Raw genomic sequence first — 22,926 nt, 5'->3', positions numbered from 1 at the left:
AAGCAGGATGCTAAACGTCAATCATCTTTCAGCAGAGTATCAGGGGCGGCCCGCGCTGCGTGACGTGTCGTTCCAGATCGCCGCCGGGCAACTGGTGGTGGTGCTCGGCCCGTCGGGCTGCGGCAAGACCACGCTGCTGAATTTGATCGCCGGGTTTATCGAGCCTTCAGCTGGCAGCATCACGCTGGATGGAACGCCCGTTCACGGCCCGAGCGCCGAACGGGGCGTGGTGTTCCAGCATGAGGGCTTACTGCCGTGGCGCAACGTGGTGGACAACGTCGAGTTCGGCCTGCAGCTGGCCGGCGTCGGCAAGGCGCAGCGCCGCCAGGTGGCGGAGCAGATGCTGCAGCGCGTGGGGCTGGCGGGCTATGAACAGCACTTCATCTGGCAGCTTTCCGGCGGCATGCGCCAACGCGTCGGCATCGCCCGCGCTCTGGCCGCCGATCCGCGGCTGTTGTTGTTGGACGAGCCGTTCGGCGCCCTGGACGCGTTCACCCGCGAGCAGATGCAGGAGCTGTTGCTGACCATTTGGCGTGATACCGGCAAGCAGGTGCTGCTGATCACCCACGATATCGAAGAGGCGGTGTTCCTCGCCAGCGAGCTGCTGCTGCTGTCGCCGGGGCCAGGGCAGGTGGTGGAGCGGCTGTCGCTGAACTTCGGCCAACGCTATGCCGACGGCGAAGCCTGCCGCGCCATCAAGTCAGATCCTGAATTTATCGCGCAGCGCGAATACGTGCTGGGCAAAGTTTTCCAACAGCGTGAGGCCTTGCTATGAGCCTGCATTCCACTCTGAAGGCCGCGGCGCAGCCGCAGGGCAAAGCGACGCGCCGTTTCAGCGTGCCGCGCAACGTTTGGCTGAGCGGCGCCACGTTGTTGACGGTGTTGATCGTCTGGTGGGGCGTGACGGCGCTGCAGCTGATCAGCCCGCTGTTTTTGCCGGCGCCACAGCAGGTGCTGCACCAGTTGATCACCATCGCCAGCCCGCAAGGCTTTATGGACGCCACGCTGTGGCAACATCTGGCGGCCAGCCTGGGGCGCATTCTGGTAGCGCTGTTGGCGGCGGTGATCGTCGGCATTCCGGTGGGCATCGCCATGGGGCTGAACGACACGGTACGCGGCATCCTCGATCCGCTGATTGAAATCTATCGCCCGGTGCCGCCGCTGGCCTATCTGCCGCTGATGGTGATTTGGTTCGGCATCGGCGAAACCTCAAAGATCTTACTGATTTATCTGGCGATCTTCGCGCCGGTGACGCTGTCTGCCGTGGCCGGCGTGCGCAGCGTGGCGCAGGTGAGGGTGCGTGCCGCCCGCGCGTTGGGCGCCACGCGTTGGCAGGTGCTGCGTTTCGTGGTGCTGCCGAGCGCGCTGCCGGAGATCCTGACCGGCATTCGCATCGGGCTGGGCGTCGGCTGGTCGACGCTGGTGGCCGCCGAACTGATCGCCGCCACGCGCGGCCTGGGATTTATGGTGCAATCCGCCGGTGAGTTTCTGGCGACCGACGTGGTGTTGGCCGGCATCGGCGTGATTGCGGTGATTGCATTTGGACTGGAGCTGGGGCTGCGTGCCCTGCAGCGCCGATTGACCCCGTGGCATGGAGTACAGCAATGAACGAACGTCTGAATATCACCCCGCTGGGGCCTTACATCGGGGCGCTGGTGGAAAACGTCGAATTGGCCCGGCCGCTGGGCGACGGCCAGTTTGAACAGCTTTATCATGCCTTGCTGAAGCATCAGGTGCTGTTCTTCCGCAATCAGCCGATCACGCCGCTGCAGCAGCGCGATCTGGCCGGCCGCTTCGGCGATCTGCATATCCATCCGGTCTATCCGCACGCCACCGACGTGGAAGAGATCATCGTGCTCGATACCCACGACGACAACCCGCCGGACAACGATAACTGGCACACCGACGTGACCTTTATCGAAAACCCGCCGCTGGGGGCGATCCTGGCGGCCAAGATCTTGCCTTCCACCGGCGGCGATACGCTGTGGGCCAGCGGCATCGCGGCCTACGAGGCGCTGTCGGCGCCGTTCAGAACGCTGCTCGCAGGACTGCGTGCGGAGCATGACTTCACCAAGTCGTTCCCGGAACACAAACATCGCGGCAGTGAAGAAGAGCATCAGCGCTGGCAGCTGGCGGTGCAGAAAAACCCGCCGCTGCTGCATCCGGTGGTACGCACCCACCCGGTCAGCGGCCGGCAGGCGCTGTTCGTCAATGAGGGGTTTACCACGCGGATCGTCGATCTGGCGCCGAAAGAGAGCGACGCTTTGCTGAACTTCCTGTTTGCTCACATCACCAAACCGGAGTTTCAGGTGCGCTGGCGCTGGCAGGAAAATGACGTGGCGATCTGGGATAACCGCGTGACGCAGCACTACGCCAACGCGGATTATCTGCCGCAGCGGCGCATCATGCACCGCGCGACCATTCTGGGGGATAGGCCTTTTTACAAGGCCTGAGGCTTAGGCTTCGAACGCCTGCGTTAACTGTTCCAGCTGTTCCTGTGCATCCAGCCAGGTCATTTCCGTCTCTTCCAGCGCGGATTTGGCCTGGCTTTGCTTTTGCAGGCAGTCGGTCAACTCGGCCTTGCGGCTGATGTCGTACAGTGCGGAATCCGCCAGCTGTTCCTCCACCGCCGCCAGTTCGGCGCCCAGTTTTTCCATCTGCTGTTCCAGCTTGGCGATCTGCTTGCGCAGCGGCTGGGTCTGCGTACGGAACTCCGCCTCGCGGCGTTTTTGATCCTTGCGCGCCTGCGCGCTGTTGCCGCCGCTCTCTTTTTCCGGTGCGTCCTGCTGGCTTTCCTGGCGCTGCAGGTCGACAAGCCACTGCTGGTAGTCGTCGAGATCGCCCTCGAAAGGCTCGACCTGGCCGTCGTGCACCAGGTACAGATCGTCGGTGGTGGAACGCAGCAGGTGACGGTCGTGCGAGACCACCACCAACGCGCCTTCGAAATCGATCAGCGCTTCGGTCAGCGCCTGACGCATGTCGAGATCCAGGTGGTTGGTCGGTTCATCGAGCAGCAGCAGGTTAGGGCGCTGCCAGACGATCAGCGCCAGCACCAGCCGCGCCTTCTCGCCGCCGGAGAAACGTTCGGTCACTTCGCTGACCTTGTCGCCCTGGAAACCGAAACCGCCCAGATAGTCGCGCAGCTGCTGCTCCAGCACCCGTGGCGCGATGCGGCTCAGGTGCTGCAGCGGCGATTCGTCGGCGCGCAGGAATTCCAGCTGGTGCTGGGCGAAGTAACCCAGCTTGATGCCTTTCGCCAGGCCGATCTCGCCGCTCAGCGGTTCCAGAGTGCCGGCCAGCAGTTTGATCAGCGTCGATTTACCGGCGCCGTTGCGGCCGAGCAGGCCAATGCGCGAGCCGGGCACCAGGTTCAGCTTGATTGACTTCAGGATCACCTTGTCGCCATACCCGGCGCTGACTTTGTCCATGCGTAGCAGCGGATTTGGCAGGCTTTCCGGCGGACGGAAGCTGAAGGTGAACGGGTTGTCGACGTGCGCCGGGGCGATCAGCTCCATGCGCTCCAGCATCTTGATGCGGCTCTGCGCCTGCTTGGCCTTGGTGGCCTGCGCGCGGAAACGGTCGATATAGCTTTGCAGGTGCGCCACTTTCTCTTGCTGGTGCTGATACAGCGACTGCTGCTGCGCCAGCTTGGTGGCGCGCTGGCGTTCGAACGACGAATAGTTACCGGTGTATTCATTCATCGTCTGCTGTTCGATATGCAGGATTTTGTCGACGATCGGATCGAGGAAGTCGCGGTCGTGCGAGATCAGCACCAGCGTGCCGGGATAGCTTTTCAGCCAGCGCTCCAGCCAGATCACCGCGTCGAGATCCAGGTGGTTGGTCGGTTCGTCGAGCAGCAGCAGGTCGGAACGGCACACCAGCGCCTGCGCCAGGTTGAGGCGCATGCGCCAGCCGCCGGAGAAGTCGCGCACCGGGCTTTGCAGCTGTTCGTTGGAGAAGCCGAGGCCGTGCAGCAGGCTGGCGGCGCGGGAGCGGATGGTCCAGGCGTCGATGGCGTCCAGCTTGCCGTGCAGGGTGGCGATGGCGTGGCCGTCGTTGCGATCGTTGGCCGCCTGCAATTCGGCTTCGAGTTGGCGAAACTCGCGGTCGCCGTCGATAACATACTCGATTGCCGGCACGTCCAGCGCCGGCGTCTCCTGGTTGACCCAGGCCAGCGCCCAGTTGCCGGGGAAGGTGAAGCTGCCGCCGTCCGCCGCGATCTCGCCCTTCAGCAGCGACAGCAGCGTGGATTTGCCGCAGCCGTTTTTGCCCACCAGGCCGACCTTCTGACCTGGATTAACCGTCGCCGTGGCGTTGTCCAGCAGGACGCGGATGCCGCGTCGGATTTGTAGCGAGGAGAATACAATCATAAAGCGCCGTATGTTCAGAGTATGTTAAATTATCATTAAGGTAACAGAACGCGCACCGCGCGCTGTTTTTGTCTTTGCGATGCATGGTAACGGAAAACCGCTACCCTGACGACGCTTTGGAGGGGAATGATGTCGCAGCCGCCCAAGGTCTTGCTGCTGTATGCCCATCCGGAATCCCATGACTCGGTGGCGAACCGGGTTTTGCTTCGACCGGCGCAGCAGTTGGAACATGTCACCGTGCACGATCTCTACGCGCACTACCCTGATTTTTTTATCGATATCCATCACGAACAACAGCTGCTGCGTGAGCATCAGGTCATCGTGTTTCAGCACCCCCTGTATACCTACAGCTGCCCGGCGCTGCTGAAGGAGTGGCTGGATCGCGTGCTGTCGCGCGGCTTTGCCAGCGGCGTGGGCGGCAATGCGCTAGCGGGCAAATACTGGCGTTCGGTGATCACCACCGGCGAACCGGAAGGCGCCTACCGCACCGGCGGTTATAACCACTACCCGATGGAAGATATTCTGCGGCCGTTCGAGCTGACCGCCGGGATGTGCCATATGCATTGGCTGACGCCGTTCGTGGTGTATTGGGCGCGGCGGCAAAAGCCGGAGGTGCTGCGCAGCCATGCGGACGCCTACGGCGAGTGGCTGAGCCACCCGCTGCCGCGCGGAGGGCGGTGAGCATGGAAGGATCGACCTTACTGACCGCCATTTTACTGTTCCTGTTCGCCGCGGTGGTGACGGTGCCGATCGCCCGTCGCCTGGGGATCGGCGCGGTGCTGGGCTATCTGATCGCCGGCATCGCCATCGGCCCCTGGGGATTGGGCTTCATTCGCGACGTCGACGAGATCCTGCACTTCTCCGAGCTGGGCGTGGTGTTCCTGATGTTCATCATCGGCCTGGAGCTGAACCCCAGCAAGCTGTGGGAGCTGCGGCGTTCGATCTTCGGCGCCGGCGCCGGCCAGGTGTTGATCACCGCGGCGGTGCTGGGTGCGTTGCTGTACCTGACGCACTTCGCCTGGCAGGCGGCGGTGATCGGCGGCGTCGGCCTGGCGATGTCTTCCACCGCCATGGCGCTGCAGCTGATGCGCGAGAAGGGCATGAACCGCAACGAAGGGGGGCAGCTCGGCTTCTCGGTGCTGCTGTTCCAGGATATGGCGGTGATCCCGGCGCTGGCACTGATCCCGATTCTGGCCGGCGCCGGCGGCACCAGCGACGACTGGGCGAAGATCGCGCTCAAGGTGGCGGCGTTCGGCGGCATGCTGATCGGCGGCCGTTTCCTGCTGCGGCCGCTGTTCCGCTATATCGCCGCTTCCGGCGTGCGCGAGATCTTCACCGCCGCGGCGCTGTTGCTGGTGCTCGGCTCGGCGCTGTTTATGGAAGCGCTCGGCCTGTCGATGGCGCTCGGCACCTTCATTGCCGGGGTGCTGCTGGCGGAGAGCGAATACCGCCACGAACTGGAAATTTCCATCGAGCCGTTTAAAGGGCTGCTGCTGGGGCTGTTCTTTATCTCGGTGGGCATGGTGTTGAATATCGGCGTGCTCTACACCCATCTGGCCGAGGTGTTGATCGGCGTGCTGGTGCTGGTGACGGTCAAATCCGGCGTGCTCTACGGCGTGTCGCGCCTGTTCGGCCTGCGCAGTTCGGTGCGCCTGCAGTTCGCCGGGGTGCTCAGCCAGGGCGGTGAGTTCGCCTTCGTGCTGTTTTCGGCGGCGGGCGCCCAAAAGGTGCTGCAGCCGGATCAACTCTCTTTGCTGCTGGTGGTGGTGACGCTGTCGATGATGACCACGCCGCTGCTGATGCAGGCCATTGACCGCATTTTGGCGCGCCGCTATAACGCCAAAGACGAAGACGAGGAGACGCCGTACGTGGAAGATGACGATCCGCAGGTGATCATCGTCGGCTTCGGGCGTTTCGGCCAGGTGATCGGCCGCCTGTTGATGGCCAACAAAATGCGCATTACCGTTCTGGAGCGCGACGTCAGCGCCGTTGGCGTACTGCGGCGCTACGGCTACAAGGTTTATTACGGCGATGCCACCGAGCTGGAGCTGCTGCGCGCGGCGGGCGCCGAGAAGGCCAAGTCGATCGTGATCACCTGCAACGAGCCGGAAGACACCATGGAGATCGTGCGGCTGTGCCAGCAACACTTCCCGAACCTGAGCATTCTGGCGCGGGCGCGCGGCCGCGTGGAGGCGCATGAGTTGCTGCAGGCGGGGGTGAAACAGTTCAGCCGCGAAACCTTCTCCAGCGCGCTGGAACTGGGGCGCAAGGCGCTGATGGAGTTGGGGATGCACCCGCATCAGGCCTTCCGCGCCCAGCAGCATTTCCGCCGCCTGGATATGCGCATGCTGCGTGAACTGATGCCGCCGCATCAGGGCGACGTGGCGCAAATTTCCCGCGTGAAAGAGGCGCGGCGCGAGCTGGAAGAGCTGTTCCATCGCGAAATGCAAAAAGAAAGCCGCCAGTTCGACGGCTGGGACGAATACGAATAAGCGGGAGCATAACGATGTCTGCAACACGTAAAAGATTTATCGCCGGGGCGGTGTGCCCAAGCTGTAGCGCCATGGATACGCTGGCGGTATGGCGGGAGGATCAGGTGGAGGTGGTGGAGTGCGTCAAGTGCGGCCACCATCAGCGCCAGACCGAACAACAGGTGGAAAAACACGTTCGCCCGCAAGAGCAGGTGATCGGCATTTTCCAGCCGAAGTAGCGTTTTTTTATCCCGGAGGGTACAGCGAGGCAGATTTCCGTTACAATCTGTCCGGAAAAGGCGCGCATCCCGATAACGGTGTGCGTCCTAGTAGCCAACGGTAGGAGATATCATGAAAGTAGCAAAAGACTTGGTGGTCAGCCTGGCTTACCAAGTACGTACAGAAGACGGTGTTTTGGTTGATGAGTCTCCGGTGAGCGCACCGCTGGACTATCTGCACGGGCATGGTTCTCTGATCGCAGGTCTGGAAAAAGCACTCGAAGGCCACGACGTTGGCGATCGTTTTGACGTTCACGTCGGCGCGAACGACGCGTACGGCAACTACGACGAAAACCTGGTGCAACGCGTACCGAAAGACGTCTTCATGGGCGTTGACGAACTGCAGGTCGGCATGCGTTTCCTGGCTGACACCGATCAGGGCCCGGTACCGGTTGAAATCACCGAAGTTGACGGCGACCACGTGGTGGTTGACGGCAACCACATGCTGGCCGGCCAAAACCTGAACTTCAACGTGGAAGTTGTCGCGATCCGCGAAGCGACCGAAGAAGAACTGGCGCACGGCCACGTACACGGCGAGCACGACCATCACCACGAGCACGGTGAAGGCTGCTGCGGCGGTCACGGCCACAGCCACGATCACGACCATGGTCACGACCACGGTAAAGGTGGTTGCGGTAACGGCGGCTGCGGCTGCCACTAAGCAGAGCGCAGTGACGAGACAAGAGGGCGGCCATCGGCTGCCCTTTTTTATGCGCGGCGCACCGGGCGCCGAACGGCACAACAGGACATGCCATGGCCACCATGAAAGACGTTGCGCGCCGCGCCGGCGTTTCCACGGCCACCGTCAGCCGGGTGATCAATAATACCGCCTACGTTGAACCGGTGACCCGCGAACGCGTCGAGAAAGCGATGCGCGAGTTTAACTACCATCGCAACGCCGCCGCGCTGGCGCTGGCGAAAAGAAGCGGCAATATGCTGGGATTGCTGACCGGCAACCTCGACGATCCGTTTTTTTCACGCCTGGCGCGGGGCGTGGAAGACATCACGCGGCAGGCCGGCGTGCGGTTGATGTTGTGCAGCGGCGGGCATCAGGCCGAGCTGGAAAAAAGCGGCCTTGATTTTCTCATCAACCAGGGATGCGAAGCCATCGTGGCGCACGTCACGCGCATGGGGGAGGAGGAGCTGCTGCGCTACGCCGCCCACACGCCTGCGCTGGTGCTGATCAATCGTTATCTGCCCGCCATCGCCAACCGTTGCATCTGGCTCGACAACGCCAATGCGGCGCAGACGGCGACCGAGTTGCTCATACGCCAGGGGCATCGGAGAATTGCCTGCGTGACGGCGGATCTGCCGATCGACGACCGCGCGCAGCGGTTAGCGGGTTACCGCAAGGCCATGGTCGCCGCCGGCATTGAGGTACCCGGCAGCTGGATCATCAGCGTGCCCTTCAACGAGCGAGGGGGCGAACTGGCGGCCGAGCGCGTGCTGGCCAGCGACCCATGCTTCACCGCCGCAGTGACCTTCAACGACGTAATGGCCGCCGGCATGATGCGTACCTGCCACCAACGGCACATTCAGCTGCCTCAAGCGCTGTCGATCGTCGGTTTTGACGACATTGCCCTGGCGAAGTATCTCCACCCCGCGTTGACCACCGTGCATTATCCCATCGAGAAAATGGCTCGGCGTGCCGCGCGCCTGGCGCTACAGATCCACAGCGGCAGCGACATCGCGCCACGGAACAACCGCTTTTCGGCCGAACTTATCCTGCGAGACTCCGTAGCCGACGGCGAACCGCATGAGCAAAGCAAGCTCGGCGAATGAGAGACGGCTCACACAACGCCATCTCATGAAACCGATTACATGGCCGGTTGCCTGCGCTCACATCCTCCAATTACCGAAGCCATTACGCTGTTGCAGTACCCCATCTTCAACAGGAGCCGTATATGGATAATAAGAAAACGCTCAACCTTGGGCTGGCGACGCTGCCGATTGTGGCCATGCTGTTGCTGCTCATCATCGGCTATGGCCAGTTTGGCCTGCGCATTGAACCGCTGCTGCTGGTTTCCGCCGCCATCGCCGCGGCGTTAGCCTGGTGGCAAGGCTACCGCTGGGACGACATCATCGAGGCCATCGTGGCCAAGCTGGCGAAGGCGATGCCGGTTATCCTGATCCTGATCTGCGTGGGCGGCCTGATCGGCACCTGGATGATCAGCGGCACCATCCCTTACATGGTGTATTGGGGGCTGAAGCTGATCAGCCCGCAATACATTCTGATCGCCGCGTTCTTCATCACCAGCGTGATCTCGGTGTGCACCGGCACCTCGTGGGGGGCGGCCGGCACCGTGGGCGTGGCGCTGATGGGCGTGGCCGCCGGTCTGGACGTGCCGCTGGCCGCCGCGGCCGGGGCGGTGGTGTCCGGCGCTTACTTCGGCGACAAAATTTCGCCGTTGTCCGATTCGACGAACTTCGCGGCTATCGTTGCGGATACCGATCTCTACAGCCATATCCAGCATCTGATGTACACGACGCTGCCGAGTTTTATCCTGGCCGCCGTGGTGTACCTGATCGCCGGCCACACCGGTGCGGTGGGCAGTGTGGCAACGCCCGAGAAAGTGACCGAAATTGTCGGTGCGCTCGAGGGGCTGTACCACTTCAATCTGCTGCTGATCCTGCCGCCGGTGCTGGTGCTGTGGGGCGCGGTGACCAAACGGCCGGTGATCCCCGTCATGCTGGCCGCCTGCGCGCTGGCGATCGCCATCGGCGTCGCGCTGCAGGGCTTTAGCCTGCAGCAGGGGCTGAATGCGTTGATGGACGGCTTCAATCTGTCGATGTTCGCCACTCAGGGCCATAACGTCGAAGGGATCGTCGCCGATGTGCCGCGCCTGCTGAACCGCGGCGGCATGTTCTCGATGATGAGTACGATCCTGCTGGTGTTCTGCGCCTTTTCCTTCGCCGGCGCCCTGACGCTGACCGGCGCGCTGACGGTGATCATCAGCCGGCTGCTGAAAGTGGTGCACACCACCGGCCAGCTGATCGCCGCCACCGTTGCCACCACTATCCTGGTGACCGGCGCGACCAGCGACGGCAAGCTGGCGCTGCTGATCCCGGCGGAGCTGTTCAAAGGGGCCTATCGACGCATGGGGCTGGACAACAAAAATCTGTCGCGCACCGTCGAAGATGCGGGCACCGTCATCGAACCGCTGATCCCGTGGACGGCCGCCGGCATTTACATGGCCACCACGCTGGGGGTCAGCACCCTCGATCTGCTGCCGTGGGCGATCCAATGTTATGCCGCGGTGGTGTTCGCCCTGATTTATGGGTTTACCGGCTTCGGTATCGCCAAACTCCAACCTCAGAACGACTTGCAGCGTAAGGAAGCCTGACATGACGAGTCATTTCAACGCCATCATCGATCGCCACAACACCGGCTCCGTGAAGTGGGACTTCATCGACCGCTATCTGCAACTGGACGGCAGTGAACTGTTGCCGATGTGGGTGTCCGATTTCGACTTTCCGTGCCCGCCGGAGGTGCAACAGGCGCTGCATCAGCGGGTGGACCACGGCGTCTTTGGCTACAGCGAACGCGACGACGCTTACTATGAGGCGGCGATCGACTGGTTTGCCAAGCGGCACGGCTTGCCGCTGCGGCGCGAATGGTTCACGTCGATTGAAGGGGTAGTGCCGGGGTTGGCGATGCTGATCCAACTGCTCAGCAAGCCGGGGGATGGCGTGGTGGTGCAGGGGCCGTATTATGGCTCGTTCGCCAAGATAGTCACCATGAACGGCAGAGAGGTGATTGAAAACCCGCTGCTGGAAACCCCGCAGGGATACCGGATCGATTTCGACCAGCTGGCCGCCTGTCTGGCGCAGCGTAAACCGCCGCTGTTGTTACTGTGCAATCCGCACAACCCGACCGGCCGTTGCTGGCGCCGTGATGAACTGGAGCGGCTCATGGCGCTCTGCCACGCCCACGACGTCACGGTGATCTCCGATGAAATTTGGGCCGATCTGCTGCTGCCCGGCGAGACGTTTACGTCGGTGTTGCATCTGGGCGAGGAATATCGCGAGCGGGTCATTGCGGCGACGTCCGCCAGCAAAACGTTCGGCCTTTCCTCGCTGCGCATTTCGAATTTCCTGATCCCCAATGCCTGGCTTCGGCAGGCGTTTGTCGATCGGCTGAACGCCCACGGGCTGGATGTGTTCAACGCGTTGTCGATGACGGCGGCGACCGCGGCCTATCAACGGGGCGCGGCCTGGCTTGATGAGCTGCTCGACTACCTGGCGGAGAACCGGCGTTGGTTTAAGCAGGCGCTGGCGGACGCCGCGCCCTGGTGCACGATGACCCAGGCTGAAGGGACCTATCTCGCCTGGCTGGATTGCCGCTCGCTGGGTTTGAACGATGCTGACTTGCAGCAGGCGCTGGTGGCGGTGGCGAAGCTGGCGCCGTCGATGGGCAGCGGTTTCGGCCCGCAGGGGAGCGGTTTTATCCGTATCAACCTGGGATGCCCGCGCCGGTATCTCGAGCGTGCCGTCGCAGGGCTGGCACGCCTGAAATAACCGCATGGCGGGCCCTCAATAGTGCGGCGGAGGCGTTTCTTCCGATTGCGAGGCGATCATTGAGGTTTGGGTCGAGCGCAGCTTGTCGGTCAACATGCGCAGATGTTCGCGCATCTTCAGCATTTCCATTTGATGCTGGATGACGGTCTGGTTGAGCTCTTCGATGGTGAGCTCTTGGAAGGCCTGACGGCTCTCCAGTTCTTCAAGCCGCTGTAGCAGGCGTTGAGTGTCGGCGTTGTGCATGAGGCTACCTCTGACGCGATAAAATCCTGATTCGGCGCTATGGTAACAGCTGGCGCCGGGTTTGCTCGCGCTATTTCTCCAGACGGCGCGCAACGTTGCGATCGGCAGTGTAAAGTGCTGAAAAGTTGCGCGCCTGATACGCCGTTTTTTGCTAACCTCGCCGAATATTCTGCAAGAAAAATCTGATTTATCATGCGAGTAGCACGCGGTGGGAAACTTCTTGGCAAAGCGGGAGTCACACTTTGACTCGATTGGTTACCTGTGCGACTGTTTTGTTTTGTTTCAGGCAGCTATAGTAGCCCGGTTATCTTACCTAATGATTGTTTGGGGCATTGCTTCAGACACTGGAGAAATGGATGAAATCTTTGTTTAAAGTCACGCTTCTGGCAACCACCATGGCTTTTGCTCTGAATGCGACCCAGGTCATGGCAGCCGATGCCGCCAAACCGGCAGAAGCCGCTAAACCAGCGGACGCGGCAGCAGCACCGAGCACCGGCAAGTTCAAAAACGACGACGAGCAAGCGGCTTACGCACTGGGCGCCTCTCTCGGTCGTTACATGGACAACTCTCTGAAAGAGCAAGAGAAGCTGGGCATCAAGCTGGACAAAGATCAGCTGATCGCCGGCGTTCAGGACGCGTTCGCCAACAAGAGCAAGCTGAACGATGCCGACATCGAGAAGACCCTGCAGGGCTTCGAAGCGCGCGTGAAGGCTTCCGCTCAGGCGAAGATGGAACAGGACGCCAAGGACAACGAAACCAAAGGCGCCAAGTACCGCGACAGCTTCGCTAAAGAAAAAGGCGTGAAGAAAACCGAATCCGGCCTGCTGTACCAGGTAGAGAAACCGGGCGCGGGTGAAGCACCGAAAGACAGCGACACCGTGGTAGTGAACTACAAAGGCACCCTGACCGACGGTACCGAGTTCGATAACTCCTACACCCGCGGCGAGCCGCTGTCGTTCCGTCTGGACGGCGTGATCCCAGGCTGGACCGAAGGCCTGAAGCACATCAAGAAAGGCGGCAAAATCAAGCTGGTGATCCCACCGGCGCTGGCCTACGGTAAAACCGGCGTTCCGGGCATCCCGGCTAACTCCACGCTGGTCTTCGACGTTGAGCTGCTGGACGTGAAAGCGGCGCCGAAAGCCGACGCTAAAGCTGAAAAACCGGCTGACGCGAAAGCCGCTACCAAAGCGAAATAACATCGTCGCTCTGTTTGCCACCGCCGCGGATGCCCTCCGCGGCGGTTTTCATTTCGGCAGCCGCCGCCTCTCTCTCCATTGAACGCTTGACGCCTGCCGGGCATCGGGCTTAACGTCAATACCACGCGCAAACGCAAGGACTTTGCTCCGGCCGCTTTGCTAGACTAATAATTCTGATTTATCAGTCATGCGTCTGCCCCTTAGGGCGTGTACCTAAAATTGTTCCCGGCCGCCTCGCCTGCGGATGTCATCGTGCCGTTTGATGCCGCTCTCAGCCGGCCGCGCTGCGGCGTGCCGACGACGGCAGCGATCCGGTCCGAGCGGTTTTAGCTGCGCCCCCTGGCACAGGCGATCTATGAGGGTGGTATCTTCGATGTCGAATTCGCTTTTATCCAGCGAAGCCAGCGAACTTGATTTGCTGAATGAACGTCCGTTTACTCAAACGGATCATGAAATCCTGAAATCCTATGAAGCGGTGGTCGACGGGCTGGCGATGTTGATCGGCGGCCATTGCGAGATCGTACTGCACGCGCTGGAAGACCTGAACAGCTCAGCGGTACGCATCGCCAACGGCGAGCATACCGGGCGCAAAATCGGCTCGCCGATCACCGACCTTGCCCTGCGCATGCTGCATGACATGGCCGGCGACGACAGCAGCGTGTCGAAAGCCTACTTCACCCGCGCCAAGAGTGGCGTGTTGATGAAGTCGGTGACCATCGCCATTCGCAATCGCGAGCAGCGGGTGATCGGCTTGCTGTGCATCAACATGAACCTCGACGTGCCGTTCTCGCAGATCATGCAGACCTTTATGCCGCCGGCCACGCAGGACGTGCCGTCGTCGGTGAATTTCGCTTCTTCCGTCGACGATCTGGTGGCGCAGACGCTGGAGTTCACCATTGAAGAGGTGAACGCCGACCGCTCGGTGTCCAATAACGCCAAGAATCGCCAGGTGGTGCTCAATCTCTATGAGAAAGGCATCTTCGACATCAAGGATGCGATCAACCAGGTGGCGGATCGCCTGAATATCTCCAAACACACCGTGTATCTGTATATCCGCCAGTTCAAGAGCGGCGATCTGTTGGGAAGCGACCGTTGATGCTCGATTATTGTCTGTTGGTCACCGGCCCGGCTTACGGCACGCAGCAGGCCAGCAGCGCCTATCAGTTCGCTCAGGCCCTGCTGGCGAAAGGGCACCGGCTTTCCAGCGTTTTTTTCTACCGTGAAGGGGTGTTGAACGCCAACCAGCTGACCGCGCCGGCCAGCGACGAGTTCGACCTGGTGCGCGGCTGGACGCAGCTGGCGCAGCAACACGGCGTGGCGCTCAACGTCTGCGTTGCTGCTGCGTTGCGCCGTGGCGTCACCGACGAGCAGGAGGCGGCGCAACAGGGGCTGGCAAGCGCCAACCTGCAGCCCGGTTTTACCCTGAGCGGGCTGGGTTCCCTGGCCGAAGCGTCGCTGAGTTGCGACCGTCTGGTGCAGTTCTGAGGATATGATGAAACGAGTCGCTTTTGTTTTCACCCACGGGCCGCACGGCGGCGCCGGCGGCAGGGAAGGGCTGGATGCGCTGCTCGCCACGTCGGCGCTCAGCGAAGACTTGGGGGTGTTTTTTGTCGGCGATGGCGTATTGCAACTGTTGCCGGGGCAGCAACCGGAAAAGATTTTGGCACGCAATTACATTGCCACCTTCGGCGTGCTGCCGCTGTATGACGTGGAGCGGTGCTATCTGTGCCAGGCTTCGCTGCAGGAACGTGGGCTGAGCCAGGTGACCGATTGGGTGCTGGATGCGGAAGTGCTGGCGCCGGACGAACTGCGCCGCGAACTGGCCGGCTACGACGCCGTGATGACGTTTTAGGATCCTCTGATGCTGTATACCCTGAGCCATTCGCCAAACCAATGTGACTTACCTGCGCTGCTGCGCCTGACGGCAGAGGGCGATGCGCTGCTGCTGCTGCAGGACGGCGTGCTCGCCGGCCTTGCCGGCAGCGCCCATCTTGAATTACTGCTCGCCGCCCCCATATCCCTTTATGCGCTGCAGGACGACCTGGAAGCCCGGGGATTGGTTGGTCATTTTTCGCACAAAATCACTGCCGTCGGCTATAATCACTTCGTTGAATTAACCGAACAACACCGCAGCCAAATGGCCTGGTGATGAGAGTGATGTTGTATATTTCTTGACACCCATACTGGTCAGCCATAAAATTCTGCGTCCTCGTACTTTGCCAGTAGTGCATACGAGGGGATTTATCACATGTTTACGAAGCTAGTACGAAGCAAAAACCAGGAGCTTTTTTAATGGCAACAATTAACCAGCTGGTTCGCAAACCACGCTCTGTGAAGGCTGCTAAAAGCAACGTTCCAGCGCTGGAAGCCTGCCCGCAGAAACGTGGCGTATGCACCCGCGTATATACCACTACCCCGAAAAAACCAAACTCCGCACTGCGTAAAGTTTGCCGTGTGCGTTTGACCAACGGTTTCGAAGTAACTTCCTACATCGGTGGCGAAGGCCACAACCTGCAGGAACACTCCGTAATCCTGATCCGTGGCGGTCGTGTAAAAGACCTGCCAGGTGTGCGTTACCACACCGTCCGTGGTGCACTTGACTGCTCCGGTGTTAAAGACCGTAAGCAAGCTCGTTCCAAGTACGGCGTGAAGAAGCCAAAGGCTTAATGGTTCTCCGTTAAGTAAGGCCAAACGTTTTAACTTTAATGTCAAAATAAACTCGTAGAGTTTTGGACAATCCTGAATTAACAACGGAGTATTTCCATGCCACGTCGTCGCGTAATCGGCCAACGTAAAATCCTGCCAGATCCTAAGTTCGGATCTGAGCTGCTGGCCAAATTTGTAAATATCCTGATGGTAGACGGTAAAAAATCTACTGCAGAAGCAATCGTCTATACCGCGCTGGAGACCCTGGCTCAGCGTTCTGGTAAAGATCACCTGGAAGCTTTCGAAGTCGCTCTCGACAACGTTCGCCCGACTGTAGAAGTTAAGTCGCGTCGCGTTGGCGGTTCTACTTATCAGGTACCAGTTGAAGTCCGCCCGGTTCGTCGTAATGCTCTGGCAATGCGTTGGATCGTTGATGCTGCACGTAAACGCGGTGATAAATCCATGGCTCTGCGCCTGGCGAACGAGCTGTCTGACGCAGCAGAGAACAAAGGTTCTGCTGTTAAGAAGCGTGAAGACGTTCACCGTATGGCCGAAGCCAACAAGGCGTTCGCCCACTACCGCTGGTAATCACCCGGCTGTAGTCATGCTAACCAAGCGGGCGCGTCAAATCGGCCCGCTTGGGTTAACTGAACTTGAACGCCCTAGGAATAGAGGAATCAAATGGCTCGTACAACACCCATTGCACGCTACCGCAACATCGGTATCAGTGCTCACATCGACGCCGGTAAAACCACCACTACCGAACGTATTCTGTTCTACACCGGTGTAAACCACAAAATCGGTGAAGTTCATGACGGCGCTGCCACCATGGACTGGATGGAACAGGAGCAGGAGCGTGGTATTACCATCACTTCTGCAGCGACTACTGCTTTCTGGTCTGGTATGGCCAAGCAGTTCGAACCGCATCGCGTAAACATCATCGACACCCCAGGGCACGTTGACTTCACCATCGAAGTAGAACGTTCCATGCGTGTGCTGGATGGCGCGGTAATGGTTTACTGTGCTGTTGGTGGTGTTCAGCCACAGTCTGAAACCGTATGGCGTCAGGCTAACAAATACAAAGTGCCACGTATCGCGTTCGTTAACAAAATGGACCGTATGGGTGCTAACTTCCTGAAAGTTGTTGGCCAGATCAAATCTCGTCTGGGCGCTAACCCTGTTCCTCTGCAGCTGGCTATCGGCGCAGAAGACAAATTCACCGGCGTTATCGACCTGGTGAAGATGAAGGCGATCAACTGGAACGAAGAAGACGCAGGCGTAACCTTCGAATACGAAGACGTGCCGGCTGACATGATGGATCTGGCTGAAGAATGGCGCCAGAACCTGATCGAGTCCGCTGCGGAAGCTTCCGAAGAGCTGATGGAAAAATACCTGGGCGGCGAAGAGCTGACCGAGGAAGAAATCAAGTCCGCTCTGCGTCAGCGCGTACTGAACAACGAAATCATCCTGGTTACCTGTGGTTCTGCGTTCAAGAACAAGGGCGTGCAGGCGATGCTGGATGCGGTAATCGAATACCTGCCGGCACCAACTGACGTTCCTGCGATCAACGGTATCCTGGACGACGGTAAAGACACTCCGGCTGAGCGTCACGCAAGTGATGACGAGCCGTTCTCTGCTCTGGCGTTCAAAATCGCTACCGACCCGTTCGTAGGTAACTTGACCTTCTTCCGCGTGTACTCCGGCGTTGTTAACTCCGGCGACACCGTGCTGAACTCCGTTAAGTCTGCGCGCGAGCGTTTCGGCCGTATCGTTCAGATGCACGCTAACAAGCGTGAAGAGATCAAAGAAGTTCGCGCAGGCGACATCGCCGCTGCGATCGGTCTGAAAGACGTGACCACCGGGGACACCCTGTGTGACCCAGACTCTCCAATCATCCTGGAGCGTATGGAATTCCCTGAGCCGGTAATCTCTATCGCCGTTGAACCGAAAACCAAAGCTGACCAGGAAAAAATGGGTCTGGCTCTGGGCCGTCTGGCTAAAGAAGACCCGTCATTCCGCGTATGGACTGACGAAGAGTCTAACCAGACCATCATCGCCGGTATGGGTGAACTGCACCTCGACATCATCGTTGACCGCATGAAGCGTGAATTCAACGTTGAAGCTAACGTGGGCAAACCTCAGGTAGCTTACCGCGAAGCGATTCGCGCGAAGATTACCGATGTTGAAGGTAAGCACGCCAAGCAGTCTGGTGGTCGCGGTCAGTACGGTCACGTTGTGATCGACATGTACCCACTGGAGCCGGGCTCTAACCCGAAAGGTTACGAGTTCATCAACGACATCAAAGGTGGTGTAATTCCTGGCGAATACATCCCTGCCGTTGATAAAGGCATCCAGGAGCAGCTGAAGTCTGGTCCGTTGGCTGGTTACCCGGTAGTAGACATGGGTATTCGTCTGCACTTCGGTTCTTACCACGACGTTGACTCCTCTGAACTGGCGTTTAAACTGGCCGCGTCTATCGCCTTTAAAGAAGGCTTTAAGAAAGCGAAACCAGTTCTGCTTGAGCCTATCATGAAGGTTGAAGTTGAGACTCCAGAAGAGAACACCGGTGACGTTATCGGTGACTTGAGCCGTCGTCGCGGCATGCTGCGCGGTCAGGAATCTGAAGTGACTGGCGTTAAGATCCACGCTGAAGTACCGTTGTCCGAAATGTTCGGCTACGCAACTCAGCTGCGTTCTCTGACTAAAGGTCGCGCATCATACACCATGGAATTCCTGAAGTATGATGATGCACCGAACAACGTCGCTCAGGCCGTAATCGAAGCCCGTGGCAAATAAGCCGCAGGGTTAAAACCAAAGTCCCGTGCTCTCTCCAGAAGGGGAGAGCGCTATAGTAAGGAATATAGCCGTGTCTAAAGAAAAATTTGAACGTACAAAACCGCACGTTAACGTTGGTACTATCGGCCACGTTGACCACGGTAAAACTACCCTGACTGCAGCGATCACCACCGTACTGGCTAAAACCTACGGCGGTTCTGCACGTGCTTTCGACCAGATCGATAACGCGCCAGAAGAAAAAGCTCGTGGTATCACCATCAACACCTCTCACGTTGAATATGACACCCCGACTCGTCACTACGCGCACGTTGACTGCCCAGGGCACGCCGACTACGTGAAAAACATGATCACCGGTGCTGCTCAGATGGACGGCGCGATCCTGGTAGTAGCTGCGACTGACGGCCCAATGCCTCAGACTCGTGAGCACATCCTGCTGGGTCGTCAGGTTGGCGTTCCTTTCATCATCGTATTCATGAACAAATGCGACATGGTAGATGATGAAGAGCTGCTGGAACTGGTAGAAATGGAAGTTCGCGAACTGCTGTCCGCTTACGACTTCCCAGGCGACGACCTGCCGGTAATCCGCGGTTCCGCGCTGAAAGCGCTGGAAGGCGAAGCTGAGTGGGAAGCGAAAATCATCGAACTGGCCGAAGCCCTGGACAGCTACATCCCAGAGCCAGAGCGTGCTATCGACAAGCCGTTCCTGCTGCCAATCGAAGACGTATTCTCCATCTCCGGTCGTGGTACCGTTGTTACCGGTCGTGTTGAGCGCGGTATCATCAAAGTTGGCGAAGAAGTTGAAATCGTTGGTATCAAAGACACCGTTAAGTCTACCTGTACTGGCGTTGAAATGTTCCGCAAACTGCTGGACGAAGGCCGTGCTGGTGAGAACGTAGGTGTTCTGCTGCGTGGTATCAAACGTGAAGAAATCGAACGTGGTCAGGTACTGGCTAAGCCAGGCTCTATCAAGCCGCACACCCAGTTCGAATCTGAAGTGTACATCCTGAGCAAAGATGAAGGTGGTCGTCACACGCCATTCTTCAAAGGCTACCGTCCACAGTTCTACTTCCGTACTACTGACGTGACCGGTACCATCGAACTGCCAGAAGGCGTAGAGATGGTAATGCCAGGCGACAACGTGAACATGGTTGTAACCCTGATTCACCCAATCGCGATGGACGACGGTCTGCGTTTCGCAATCCGTGAAGGCGGCCGTACTGTAGGCGCTGGTGTTGTTGCTAAAGTTATCGCTTAATCGCGAATAATTTTTCGACACAAAAAGGGCACTTCGGTGCCCTTTTTTTATGCAATTTGTTCAAATCTTAATTGAAATAAAAACCATTCCTATTTAGACTCAATGCATTGGTTAAGAAGTGAGTCTCTCTATGTATGTATGTCTGTGTAATGCGGTGACTGACAAAGCGATCCGTAATGCGGTGCGTCAGCACAATCCCCATACCATGAAGCAGCTGCGTGAACTTGTGCCGATTGGTACCGATTGTGGAAAGTGCATTCGTCAGGCAAGACAGATTATGGTGGAGGAACGCGGAACTATCATCCCAATGCATGAAGTTGCCTAACAAAGGGTAAGGTTATTTTTGACTCTTGGCTTACAGGTTCTACACTTTTAGAACTGGCCAGGAGGAGTTACCTATGAAAGGCGATAAAAAGATCATTGCTCACCTCAACAAGCTGCTCGGCAACGAGCTGGTTGCCATCAATCAATATTTCCTGCACGCCCGCATGTTCAAGAATTGGGGCTTAATGCGCCTCAACGACAAGGAATACCACGAGTCGATCGACGAAATGAAGCATGCCGATCGCTACATCGAGCGTATCCTGTTCCTGGAAGGGCTCCCTAACCTGCAGGATCTCGGCAAGCTGAACATCGGCGAAGACATTGAAGAGATGCTGCGTTCCGATCTGGCGCTGGAGCTGGCAGGCGCTAAAAACCTGCGTGAAGGTATCGCCTATGCCGACTCGATTCATGATTACGTCAGCCGCGATTTGATGATCGATATCCTGGCTGATGAAGAAGAGCATATCGACTGGCTGGAAACCGAGCTGGATCTGATCGCTCGCCTCGGTATTCAAAACTATGCCCAGGCCCAGGTTCTAGAGCGCAAAGAGTAAGCCTGTCTTCCGTTCGTCATCGTCTCTCCTGCCGGCGGCCGTTTTTACGGTGGGGCAGGGGAGAATTCAACCCGCCCTAAGCATAATTCATTCCCTGTTCACCGTGTTAACCCGCCCACTGCCGCTGAACGCGCAAAAATGACGATTTCCTGAGCATATTTCCAACTGCGGCTTGCTTCCTGGGCCATTTTGCGTATAATGCGCGGGCTTACCTAATCTTGGTAAGCCTGATTTTAGCGAATCAGTCGATTGGCAGGCCTTTTTTGCCTTTCGAACAATACTCCCGATATGGGGGTTATATGTTGACGATTACACTCCCCCATCAATCGAAATGGGTGTGAGGAGTAATTATTTACGTTTATAAATAATTGGAGCTCTGGTCTCATGCAGAACCAAAGAATCCGTATCCGCCTGAAAGCGTTTGATCATCGTCTGATCGATCAATCAACCGCGGAAATCGTCGAGACTGCAAAGCGCACTGGTGCGCAAGTCCGTGGTCCGATCCCGCTGCCAACTCGCAAAGAGCGCTTTACCGTTCTGATCTCTCCGCACGTCAACAAAGACGCGCGCGATCAGTACGAGATTCGCACTCACAAGCGTCTGGTTGACATCGTTGAGCCAACCGAGAAAACCGTTGATGCTCTGATGCGTCTGGATCTGGCTGCCGGTGTAGACGTGCAGATCAGCCTGGGTTAATCAGGTCATTGAGCGATTGAGAGGTTGAAACAATGATTGGTTTAGTCGGTAAAAAAGTGGGTATGACCCGTATCTTCACTGAAGATGGCGTTTCTATCCCAGTAACCGTAATTGAAATTGAAGCGAACCGCGTGACTCAGGTTAAAAGCCTGGACACCGACGGTTACCGTGCCGTTCAGGTTACCACTGGTAGCAAAAAAGCTAACCGTGTAACCAAGCCGGAAGCGGGCCATTTCGCTAAAGCTGGCGTTGAAGCTGGCCGTGGTCTGTGGGAATTCCGCCTGGAAGAAGGTCAAGAGTTCGCTGCAGGTCAGGAAATTAGCGTAGAAATCTTCGCTGACGTTAAAAAAGTCGATGTTACCGGTACTTCTAAAGGTAAAGGTTTTGCTGGCACTGTTAAGCGCTGGAACTTCCGTACCCAAGACGCTACCCACGGTAACTCCTTGTCTCACCGCGTTCCGGGTTCTATCGGTCAGAACCAGACTCCGGGCAAAGTGTTCAAAGGCAAGAAAATGGCTGGCCACCTGGGTGATGAGCGCGTAACCGTTCAAAGCCTGGACGTAGTACGTGTTGACGCTGAGCGCAACCTGCTGCTGGTTAAGGGTGCTGTACCGGGCGCAACCGGTGGCAACCTGATCGTTAAACCAGCTGTGAAGGCGTAAGGGGATAGCAATGGAATTAGTATTGAAAGACGCGCAAAGCGCGCTGACTGTTTCCGAAACTACCTTCGGTCGTGATTTCAACGAAGCGCTGGTACACCAGGTTGTTGTTGCTTATGCAGCAGGTGCCCGTCAAGGTACTCGTGCTCAGAAGACCCGTGCTGAAGTAACTGGTTCCGGCAAAAAGCCATGGCGTCAGAAAGGCACCGGCCGTGCGCGTTCAGGTTCTGTAAAGAGCCCGATCTGGCGTTCAGGCGGCGTGACCTTTGCTGCTAAGCCACAGGACCACAGTCAGAAAGTAAACAAAAAGATGTACCGCGGCGCGCTGAAAAGCATCCTGTCCGAACTGGTACGTCAAGATCGTCTGATCGTTGTCGAGAAGTTCTCTGTAGAAGCGCCTAAAACTAAGCTGCTGGCACAGAAACTGAAAGATATGGCTCTGGAAGACGTGCTGATCGTGACCGGTGAACTGGATGAGAATCTGTTCCTGGCAGCTCGCAACCTGTACAAGGTTGACGTGCGCGATGTAGCAGGTATCGATCCGGTTAGCCTGATCGCCTTCGACAAAGTGGTTATGACTGCTGATGCTGTGAAGCAAGTTGAGGAGATGCTGGCATGATCCGTGAAGAACGTTTGCTGAAAGTGCTGCGTGCACCGCACGTATCTGAAAAAGCATCCGCTGCGATGGAAAAAAGCAACACCATCGTTCTCAAAGTTGCCAAAGACGCGACCAAAGCAGAAATCAAAGCTGCAGTGCAGAAACTGTTTGAAGTCGAAGTCAAAGACGTGAACACCCTGGTAGTTAAAGGGAAAGTGAAGCGTCACGGTCAGCGTGTTGGTCGTCGTAGCGACTGGAAAAAAGCTTACGTCACCCTGAAAGAAGGCCAGAATCTGGACTTCATCGGCGGCGCAGAGTAAGT

27 protein-coding genes are annotated in these 22,926 nt (G+C 58.2%); 25 read left to right on the top strand and 2 right to left on the bottom strand.

The window, feature by feature from the left end:
• Positions 1-7 precede the first annotated feature (7 nt).
• The 3 genes from tauB to tauD are packed head-to-tail and all read left to right on the top strand — an operon-like array spanning position 8 to position 2,453.
• The gene (tauB, locus tag WCL58_RS18075; protein ID WP_038878069.1) at positions 8-775 is read left to right on the top strand and encodes a taurine ABC transporter ATP-binding subunit; all 768 of its coding nucleotides are present in this window, start codon (positions 8-10) and stop codon (positions 773-775) included.
• Positions 772-1,608, top strand: coding sequence for a taurine ABC transporter permease TauC (gene tauC, locus WCL58_RS18070; RefSeq protein WP_033645254.1), 837 nt, complete (start codon positions 772-774; stop codon positions 1,606-1,608). The genes tauB and tauC overlap by 4 nt, the downstream gene beginning before the upstream one ends.
• Entirely contained in the window at positions 1,605-2,453 is an 849-nt protein-coding gene (gene tauD, locus WCL58_RS18065; protein WP_197757428.1) for a taurine dioxygenase, read from the top strand. The genes tauC and tauD overlap by 4 nt, the downstream gene beginning before the upstream one ends.
• A 3-nt stretch (positions 2,454-2,456) precedes the next feature.
• On the opposite strand, the gene WCL58_RS18060 is transcribed toward tauD, so the two are convergent.
• Complete coding sequence (locus WCL58_RS18060; protein ID WP_060424569.1) at positions 2,457-4,370, bottom strand: ABC transporter ATP-binding protein; 1,914 nt, start codon at positions 4,368-4,370, stop codon at positions 2,457-2,459.
• Positions 4,371-4,499: 129 nt separating this feature from the next.
• On the opposite strand from WCL58_RS18060, the gene kefG reads away from it, so the two are divergent.
• The 7 genes from kefG to WCL58_RS18025 all read left to right on the top strand — a co-directional run bounded on the left by kefG (position 4,500) and on the right by WCL58_RS18025 (position 11,637).
• Positions 4,500-5,051 carry a glutathione-regulated potassium-efflux system ancillary protein KefG gene (kefG, locus tag WCL58_RS18055; protein ID WP_033645385.1) on the top strand — a complete coding sequence of 184 codons (552 nt, stop codon included), beginning with the start codon at positions 4,500-4,502 and terminating at the stop codon, positions 5,049-5,051.
• A gap of 2 nt (positions 5,052-5,053) precedes the next feature.
• Complete coding sequence (kefB, locus tag WCL58_RS18050; protein ID WP_033645251.1) at positions 5,054-6,862, top strand: glutathione-regulated potassium-efflux system protein KefB; 1,809 nt, start codon at positions 5,054-5,056, stop codon at positions 6,860-6,862.
• A gap of 14 nt (positions 6,863-6,876) precedes the next feature.
• Positions 6,877-7,080 (top strand): YheV family putative zinc ribbon protein, encoded by a 204-nt coding sequence (locus WCL58_RS18045; RefSeq protein ID WP_015379274.1) that lies wholly within the window; start codon positions 6,877-6,879, stop codon positions 7,078-7,080.
• Between the two features lie 112 nt (positions 7,081-7,192).
• A complete protein-coding gene (slyD, locus tag WCL58_RS18040) occupies positions 7,193-7,780 on the top strand; it encodes a peptidylprolyl isomerase (protein WP_038878063.1) in 588 nt (195 codons plus the stop codon).
• Between the two features lie 92 nt (positions 7,781-7,872).
• Entirely contained in the window at positions 7,873-8,901 is a 1,029-nt protein-coding gene (locus WCL58_RS18035) for a LacI family DNA-binding transcriptional regulator (RefSeq protein WP_336851450.1), read from the top strand.
• A 122-nt stretch (positions 8,902-9,023) separates the two neighbouring features.
• Complete coding sequence (nhaC, locus tag WCL58_RS18030) at positions 9,024-10,463, top strand: Na+/H+ antiporter NhaC (RefSeq protein ID WP_070914498.1); 1,440 nt, start codon at positions 9,024-9,026, stop codon at positions 10,461-10,463.
• 1 nt (position 10,464) lies between these two features.
• A complete protein-coding gene (locus WCL58_RS18025; RefSeq protein ID WP_193158457.1) occupies positions 10,465-11,637 on the top strand; it encodes a MalY/PatB family protein in 1,173 nt (390 codons plus the stop codon).
• Positions 11,638-11,652: 15 nt separating this feature from the next.
• Here the strand turns inward: WCL58_RS18025 and WCL58_RS18020 are convergent, their stop codons facing one another.
• Positions 11,653-11,880, bottom strand: a complete 228-nt coding sequence (locus WCL58_RS18020) for a SlyX family protein (RefSeq protein ID WP_033649297.1) — start codon at positions 11,878-11,880, stop codon at positions 11,653-11,655.
• 356 nt (positions 11,881-12,236) lie between these two features.
• On the opposite strand from WCL58_RS18020, the gene fkpA reads away from it, so the two are divergent.
• From fkpA to rplW, 15 genes are all read left to right on the top strand, one after another.
• Complete coding sequence (fkpA, locus tag WCL58_RS18015; protein ID WP_038878056.1) at positions 12,237-13,076, top strand: FKBP-type peptidyl-prolyl cis-trans isomerase; 840 nt, start codon at positions 12,237-12,239, stop codon at positions 13,074-13,076.
• Positions 13,077-13,449: 373 nt separating this feature from the next.
• Positions 13,450-14,172 carry a helix-turn-helix transcriptional regulator gene (locus WCL58_RS18010; protein WP_004930418.1) on the top strand — a complete coding sequence of 241 codons (723 nt, stop codon included), beginning with the start codon at positions 13,450-13,452 and terminating at the stop codon, positions 14,170-14,172.
• Complete coding sequence (gene tusD, locus WCL58_RS18005; protein WP_033636259.1) at positions 14,172-14,561, top strand: sulfurtransferase complex subunit TusD; 390 nt, start codon at positions 14,172-14,174, stop codon at positions 14,559-14,561. The genes WCL58_RS18010 and tusD overlap by 1 nt, the downstream gene beginning before the upstream one ends.
• A 7-nt stretch (positions 14,562-14,568) precedes the next feature.
• Positions 14,569-14,928, top strand: coding sequence for a sulfurtransferase complex subunit TusC (gene tusC / locus WCL58_RS18000; protein ID WP_033636258.1), 360 nt, complete (start codon positions 14,569-14,571; stop codon positions 14,926-14,928).
• Between the two features lie 9 nt (positions 14,929-14,937).
• Positions 14,938-15,225: a sulfurtransferase complex subunit TusB gene (gene tusB, locus WCL58_RS17995; protein WP_194572432.1), complete on the top strand. Its 288-nt coding sequence runs from the start codon at positions 14,938-14,940 to the stop codon at positions 15,223-15,225.
• 143 nt (positions 15,226-15,368) lie between these two features.
• Positions 15,369-15,743, top strand: a complete 375-nt coding sequence (gene rpsL / locus WCL58_RS17990) for a 30S ribosomal protein S12 (RefSeq protein WP_004930426.1) — start codon at positions 15,369-15,371, stop codon at positions 15,741-15,743.
• A 96-nt stretch (positions 15,744-15,839) separates the two neighbouring features.
• Positions 15,840-16,310, top strand: a complete 471-nt coding sequence (gene rpsG / locus WCL58_RS17985; protein ID WP_004956203.1) for a 30S ribosomal protein S7 — start codon at positions 15,840-15,842, stop codon at positions 16,308-16,310.
• A gap of 93 nt (positions 16,311-16,403) precedes the next feature.
• The gene (gene fusA / locus WCL58_RS17980; RefSeq protein WP_060428649.1) at positions 16,404-18,518 is read left to right on the top strand and encodes an elongation factor G; all 2,115 of its coding nucleotides are present in this window, start codon (positions 16,404-16,406) and stop codon (positions 18,516-18,518) included.
• A gap of 70 nt (positions 18,519-18,588) precedes the next feature.
• Positions 18,589-19,773: an elongation factor Tu gene (gene tuf / locus WCL58_RS17975; protein ID WP_015376315.1), complete on the top strand. Its 1,185-nt coding sequence runs from the start codon at positions 18,589-18,591 to the stop codon at positions 19,771-19,773.
• Between the two features lie 130 nt (positions 19,774-19,903).
• Entirely contained in the window at positions 19,904-20,098 is a 195-nt protein-coding gene (gene bfd / locus WCL58_RS17970; RefSeq protein ID WP_015379266.1) for a bacterioferritin-associated ferredoxin, read from the top strand.
• Positions 20,099-20,171: 73 nt separating this feature from the next.
• Positions 20,172-20,651, top strand: a complete 480-nt coding sequence (bfr, locus tag WCL58_RS17965) for a bacterioferritin (protein WP_060424586.1) — start codon at positions 20,172-20,174, stop codon at positions 20,649-20,651.
• Between the two features lie 384 nt (positions 20,652-21,035).
• On the top strand, positions 21,036-21,347 hold the full coding sequence (rpsJ, locus tag WCL58_RS17960) for a 30S ribosomal protein S10 (protein ID WP_001181005.1): 312 nt from the start codon (positions 21,036-21,038) through the stop codon (positions 21,345-21,347).
• 32 nt (positions 21,348-21,379) lie between these two features.
• Positions 21,380-22,009 carry a 50S ribosomal protein L3 gene (gene rplC / locus WCL58_RS17955; RefSeq protein ID WP_015379265.1) on the top strand — a complete coding sequence of 210 codons (630 nt, stop codon included), beginning with the start codon at positions 21,380-21,382 and terminating at the stop codon, positions 22,007-22,009.
• 10 nt (positions 22,010-22,019) lie between these two features.
• Complete coding sequence (gene rplD, locus WCL58_RS17950) at positions 22,020-22,625, top strand: 50S ribosomal protein L4 (protein WP_004929779.1); 606 nt, start codon at positions 22,020-22,022, stop codon at positions 22,623-22,625.
• Complete coding sequence (gene rplW, locus WCL58_RS17945; protein WP_004929776.1) at positions 22,622-22,924, top strand: 50S ribosomal protein L23; 303 nt, start codon at positions 22,622-22,624, stop codon at positions 22,922-22,924. The genes rplD and rplW overlap by 4 nt, the downstream gene beginning before the upstream one ends.
• Positions 22,925-22,926 lie beyond the last annotated feature (2 nt).

Origin of the sequence: Serratia sp. TMDUHS_CL, assembly GCF_037137105.1 — a bacterium.
GTDB lineage: Bacteria > Pseudomonadota > Gammaproteobacteria > Enterobacterales > Enterobacteriaceae > Serratia > Serratia nevei.
The sequence above is the reverse complement of the archived record's forward strand: the minus strand, read 5'-3'. Positions and strand labels throughout refer to the sequence as shown.

Bases quoted from the DNA above. Each gene is read 5' to 3' on its own strand.
- tauB (WP_038878069.1), top strand. From the start codon at position 8: ATGCTAAACGTCAATCATCTTTCAGCAGAGTATCAGGGGCGGCCCGCG.
- tauC (WP_033645254.1), top strand. From the start codon at position 772: ATGAGCCTGCATTCCACTCTGAAGGCCGCGGCGCAGCCGCAGGGCAAA.
- tauD (WP_197757428.1), top strand. From the start codon at position 1,605: ATGAACGAACGTCTGAATATCACCCCGCTGGGGCCTTACATCGGGGCG.
- WCL58_RS18060 (WP_060424569.1), bottom strand. From the start codon at position 4,370: ATGATTGTATTCTCCTCGCTACAAATCCGACGCGGCATCCGCGTCCTG.
- kefG (WP_033645385.1), top strand. From the start codon at position 4,500: ATGTCGCAGCCGCCCAAGGTCTTGCTGCTGTATGCCCATCCGGAATCC.
- kefB (WP_033645251.1), top strand. From the start codon at position 5,054: ATGGAAGGATCGACCTTACTGACCGCCATTTTACTGTTCCTGTTCGCC.
- WCL58_RS18045 (WP_015379274.1), top strand. From the start codon at position 6,877: ATGTCTGCAACACGTAAAAGATTTATCGCCGGGGCGGTGTGCCCAAGC.
- slyD (WP_038878063.1), top strand. From the start codon at position 7,193: ATGAAAGTAGCAAAAGACTTGGTGGTCAGCCTGGCTTACCAAGTACGT.
- WCL58_RS18035 (WP_336851450.1), top strand. From the start codon at position 7,873: ATGGCCACCATGAAAGACGTTGCGCGCCGCGCCGGCGTTTCCACGGCC.
- nhaC (WP_070914498.1), top strand. From the start codon at position 9,024: ATGGATAATAAGAAAACGCTCAACCTTGGGCTGGCGACGCTGCCGATT.
- WCL58_RS18025 (WP_193158457.1), top strand. From the start codon at position 10,465: ATGACGAGTCATTTCAACGCCATCATCGATCGCCACAACACCGGCTCC.
- WCL58_RS18020 (WP_033649297.1), bottom strand. From the start codon at position 11,880: ATGCACAACGCCGACACTCAACGCCTGCTACAGCGGCTTGAAGAACTG.
- fkpA (WP_038878056.1), top strand. From the start codon at position 12,237: ATGAAATCTTTGTTTAAAGTCACGCTTCTGGCAACCACCATGGCTTTT.
- WCL58_RS18010 (WP_004930418.1), top strand. From the start codon at position 13,450: ATGTCGAATTCGCTTTTATCCAGCGAAGCCAGCGAACTTGATTTGCTG.
- tusD (WP_033636259.1), top strand. From the start codon at position 14,172: ATGCTCGATTATTGTCTGTTGGTCACCGGCCCGGCTTACGGCACGCAG.
- tusC (WP_033636258.1), top strand. From the start codon at position 14,569: ATGAAACGAGTCGCTTTTGTTTTCACCCACGGGCCGCACGGCGGCGCC.
- tusB (WP_194572432.1), top strand. From the start codon at position 14,938: ATGCTGTATACCCTGAGCCATTCGCCAAACCAATGTGACTTACCTGCG.
- rpsL (WP_004930426.1), top strand. From the start codon at position 15,369: ATGGCAACAATTAACCAGCTGGTTCGCAAACCACGCTCTGTGAAGGCT.
- rpsG (WP_004956203.1), top strand. From the start codon at position 15,840: ATGCCACGTCGTCGCGTAATCGGCCAACGTAAAATCCTGCCAGATCCT.
- fusA (WP_060428649.1), top strand. From the start codon at position 16,404: ATGGCTCGTACAACACCCATTGCACGCTACCGCAACATCGGTATCAGT.
- bfd (WP_015379266.1), top strand. From the start codon at position 19,904: ATGTATGTATGTCTGTGTAATGCGGTGACTGACAAAGCGATCCGTAAT.
- bfr (WP_060424586.1), top strand. From the start codon at position 20,172: ATGAAAGGCGATAAAAAGATCATTGCTCACCTCAACAAGCTGCTCGGC.
- rpsJ (WP_001181005.1), top strand. From the start codon at position 21,036: ATGCAGAACCAAAGAATCCGTATCCGCCTGAAAGCGTTTGATCATCGT.
- rplC (WP_015379265.1), top strand. From the start codon at position 21,380: ATGATTGGTTTAGTCGGTAAAAAAGTGGGTATGACCCGTATCTTCACT.
- rplD (WP_004929779.1), top strand. From the start codon at position 22,020: ATGGAATTAGTATTGAAAGACGCGCAAAGCGCGCTGACTGTTTCCGAA.
- rplW (WP_004929776.1), top strand. From the start codon at position 22,622: ATGATCCGTGAAGAACGTTTGCTGAAAGTGCTGCGTGCACCGCACGTA.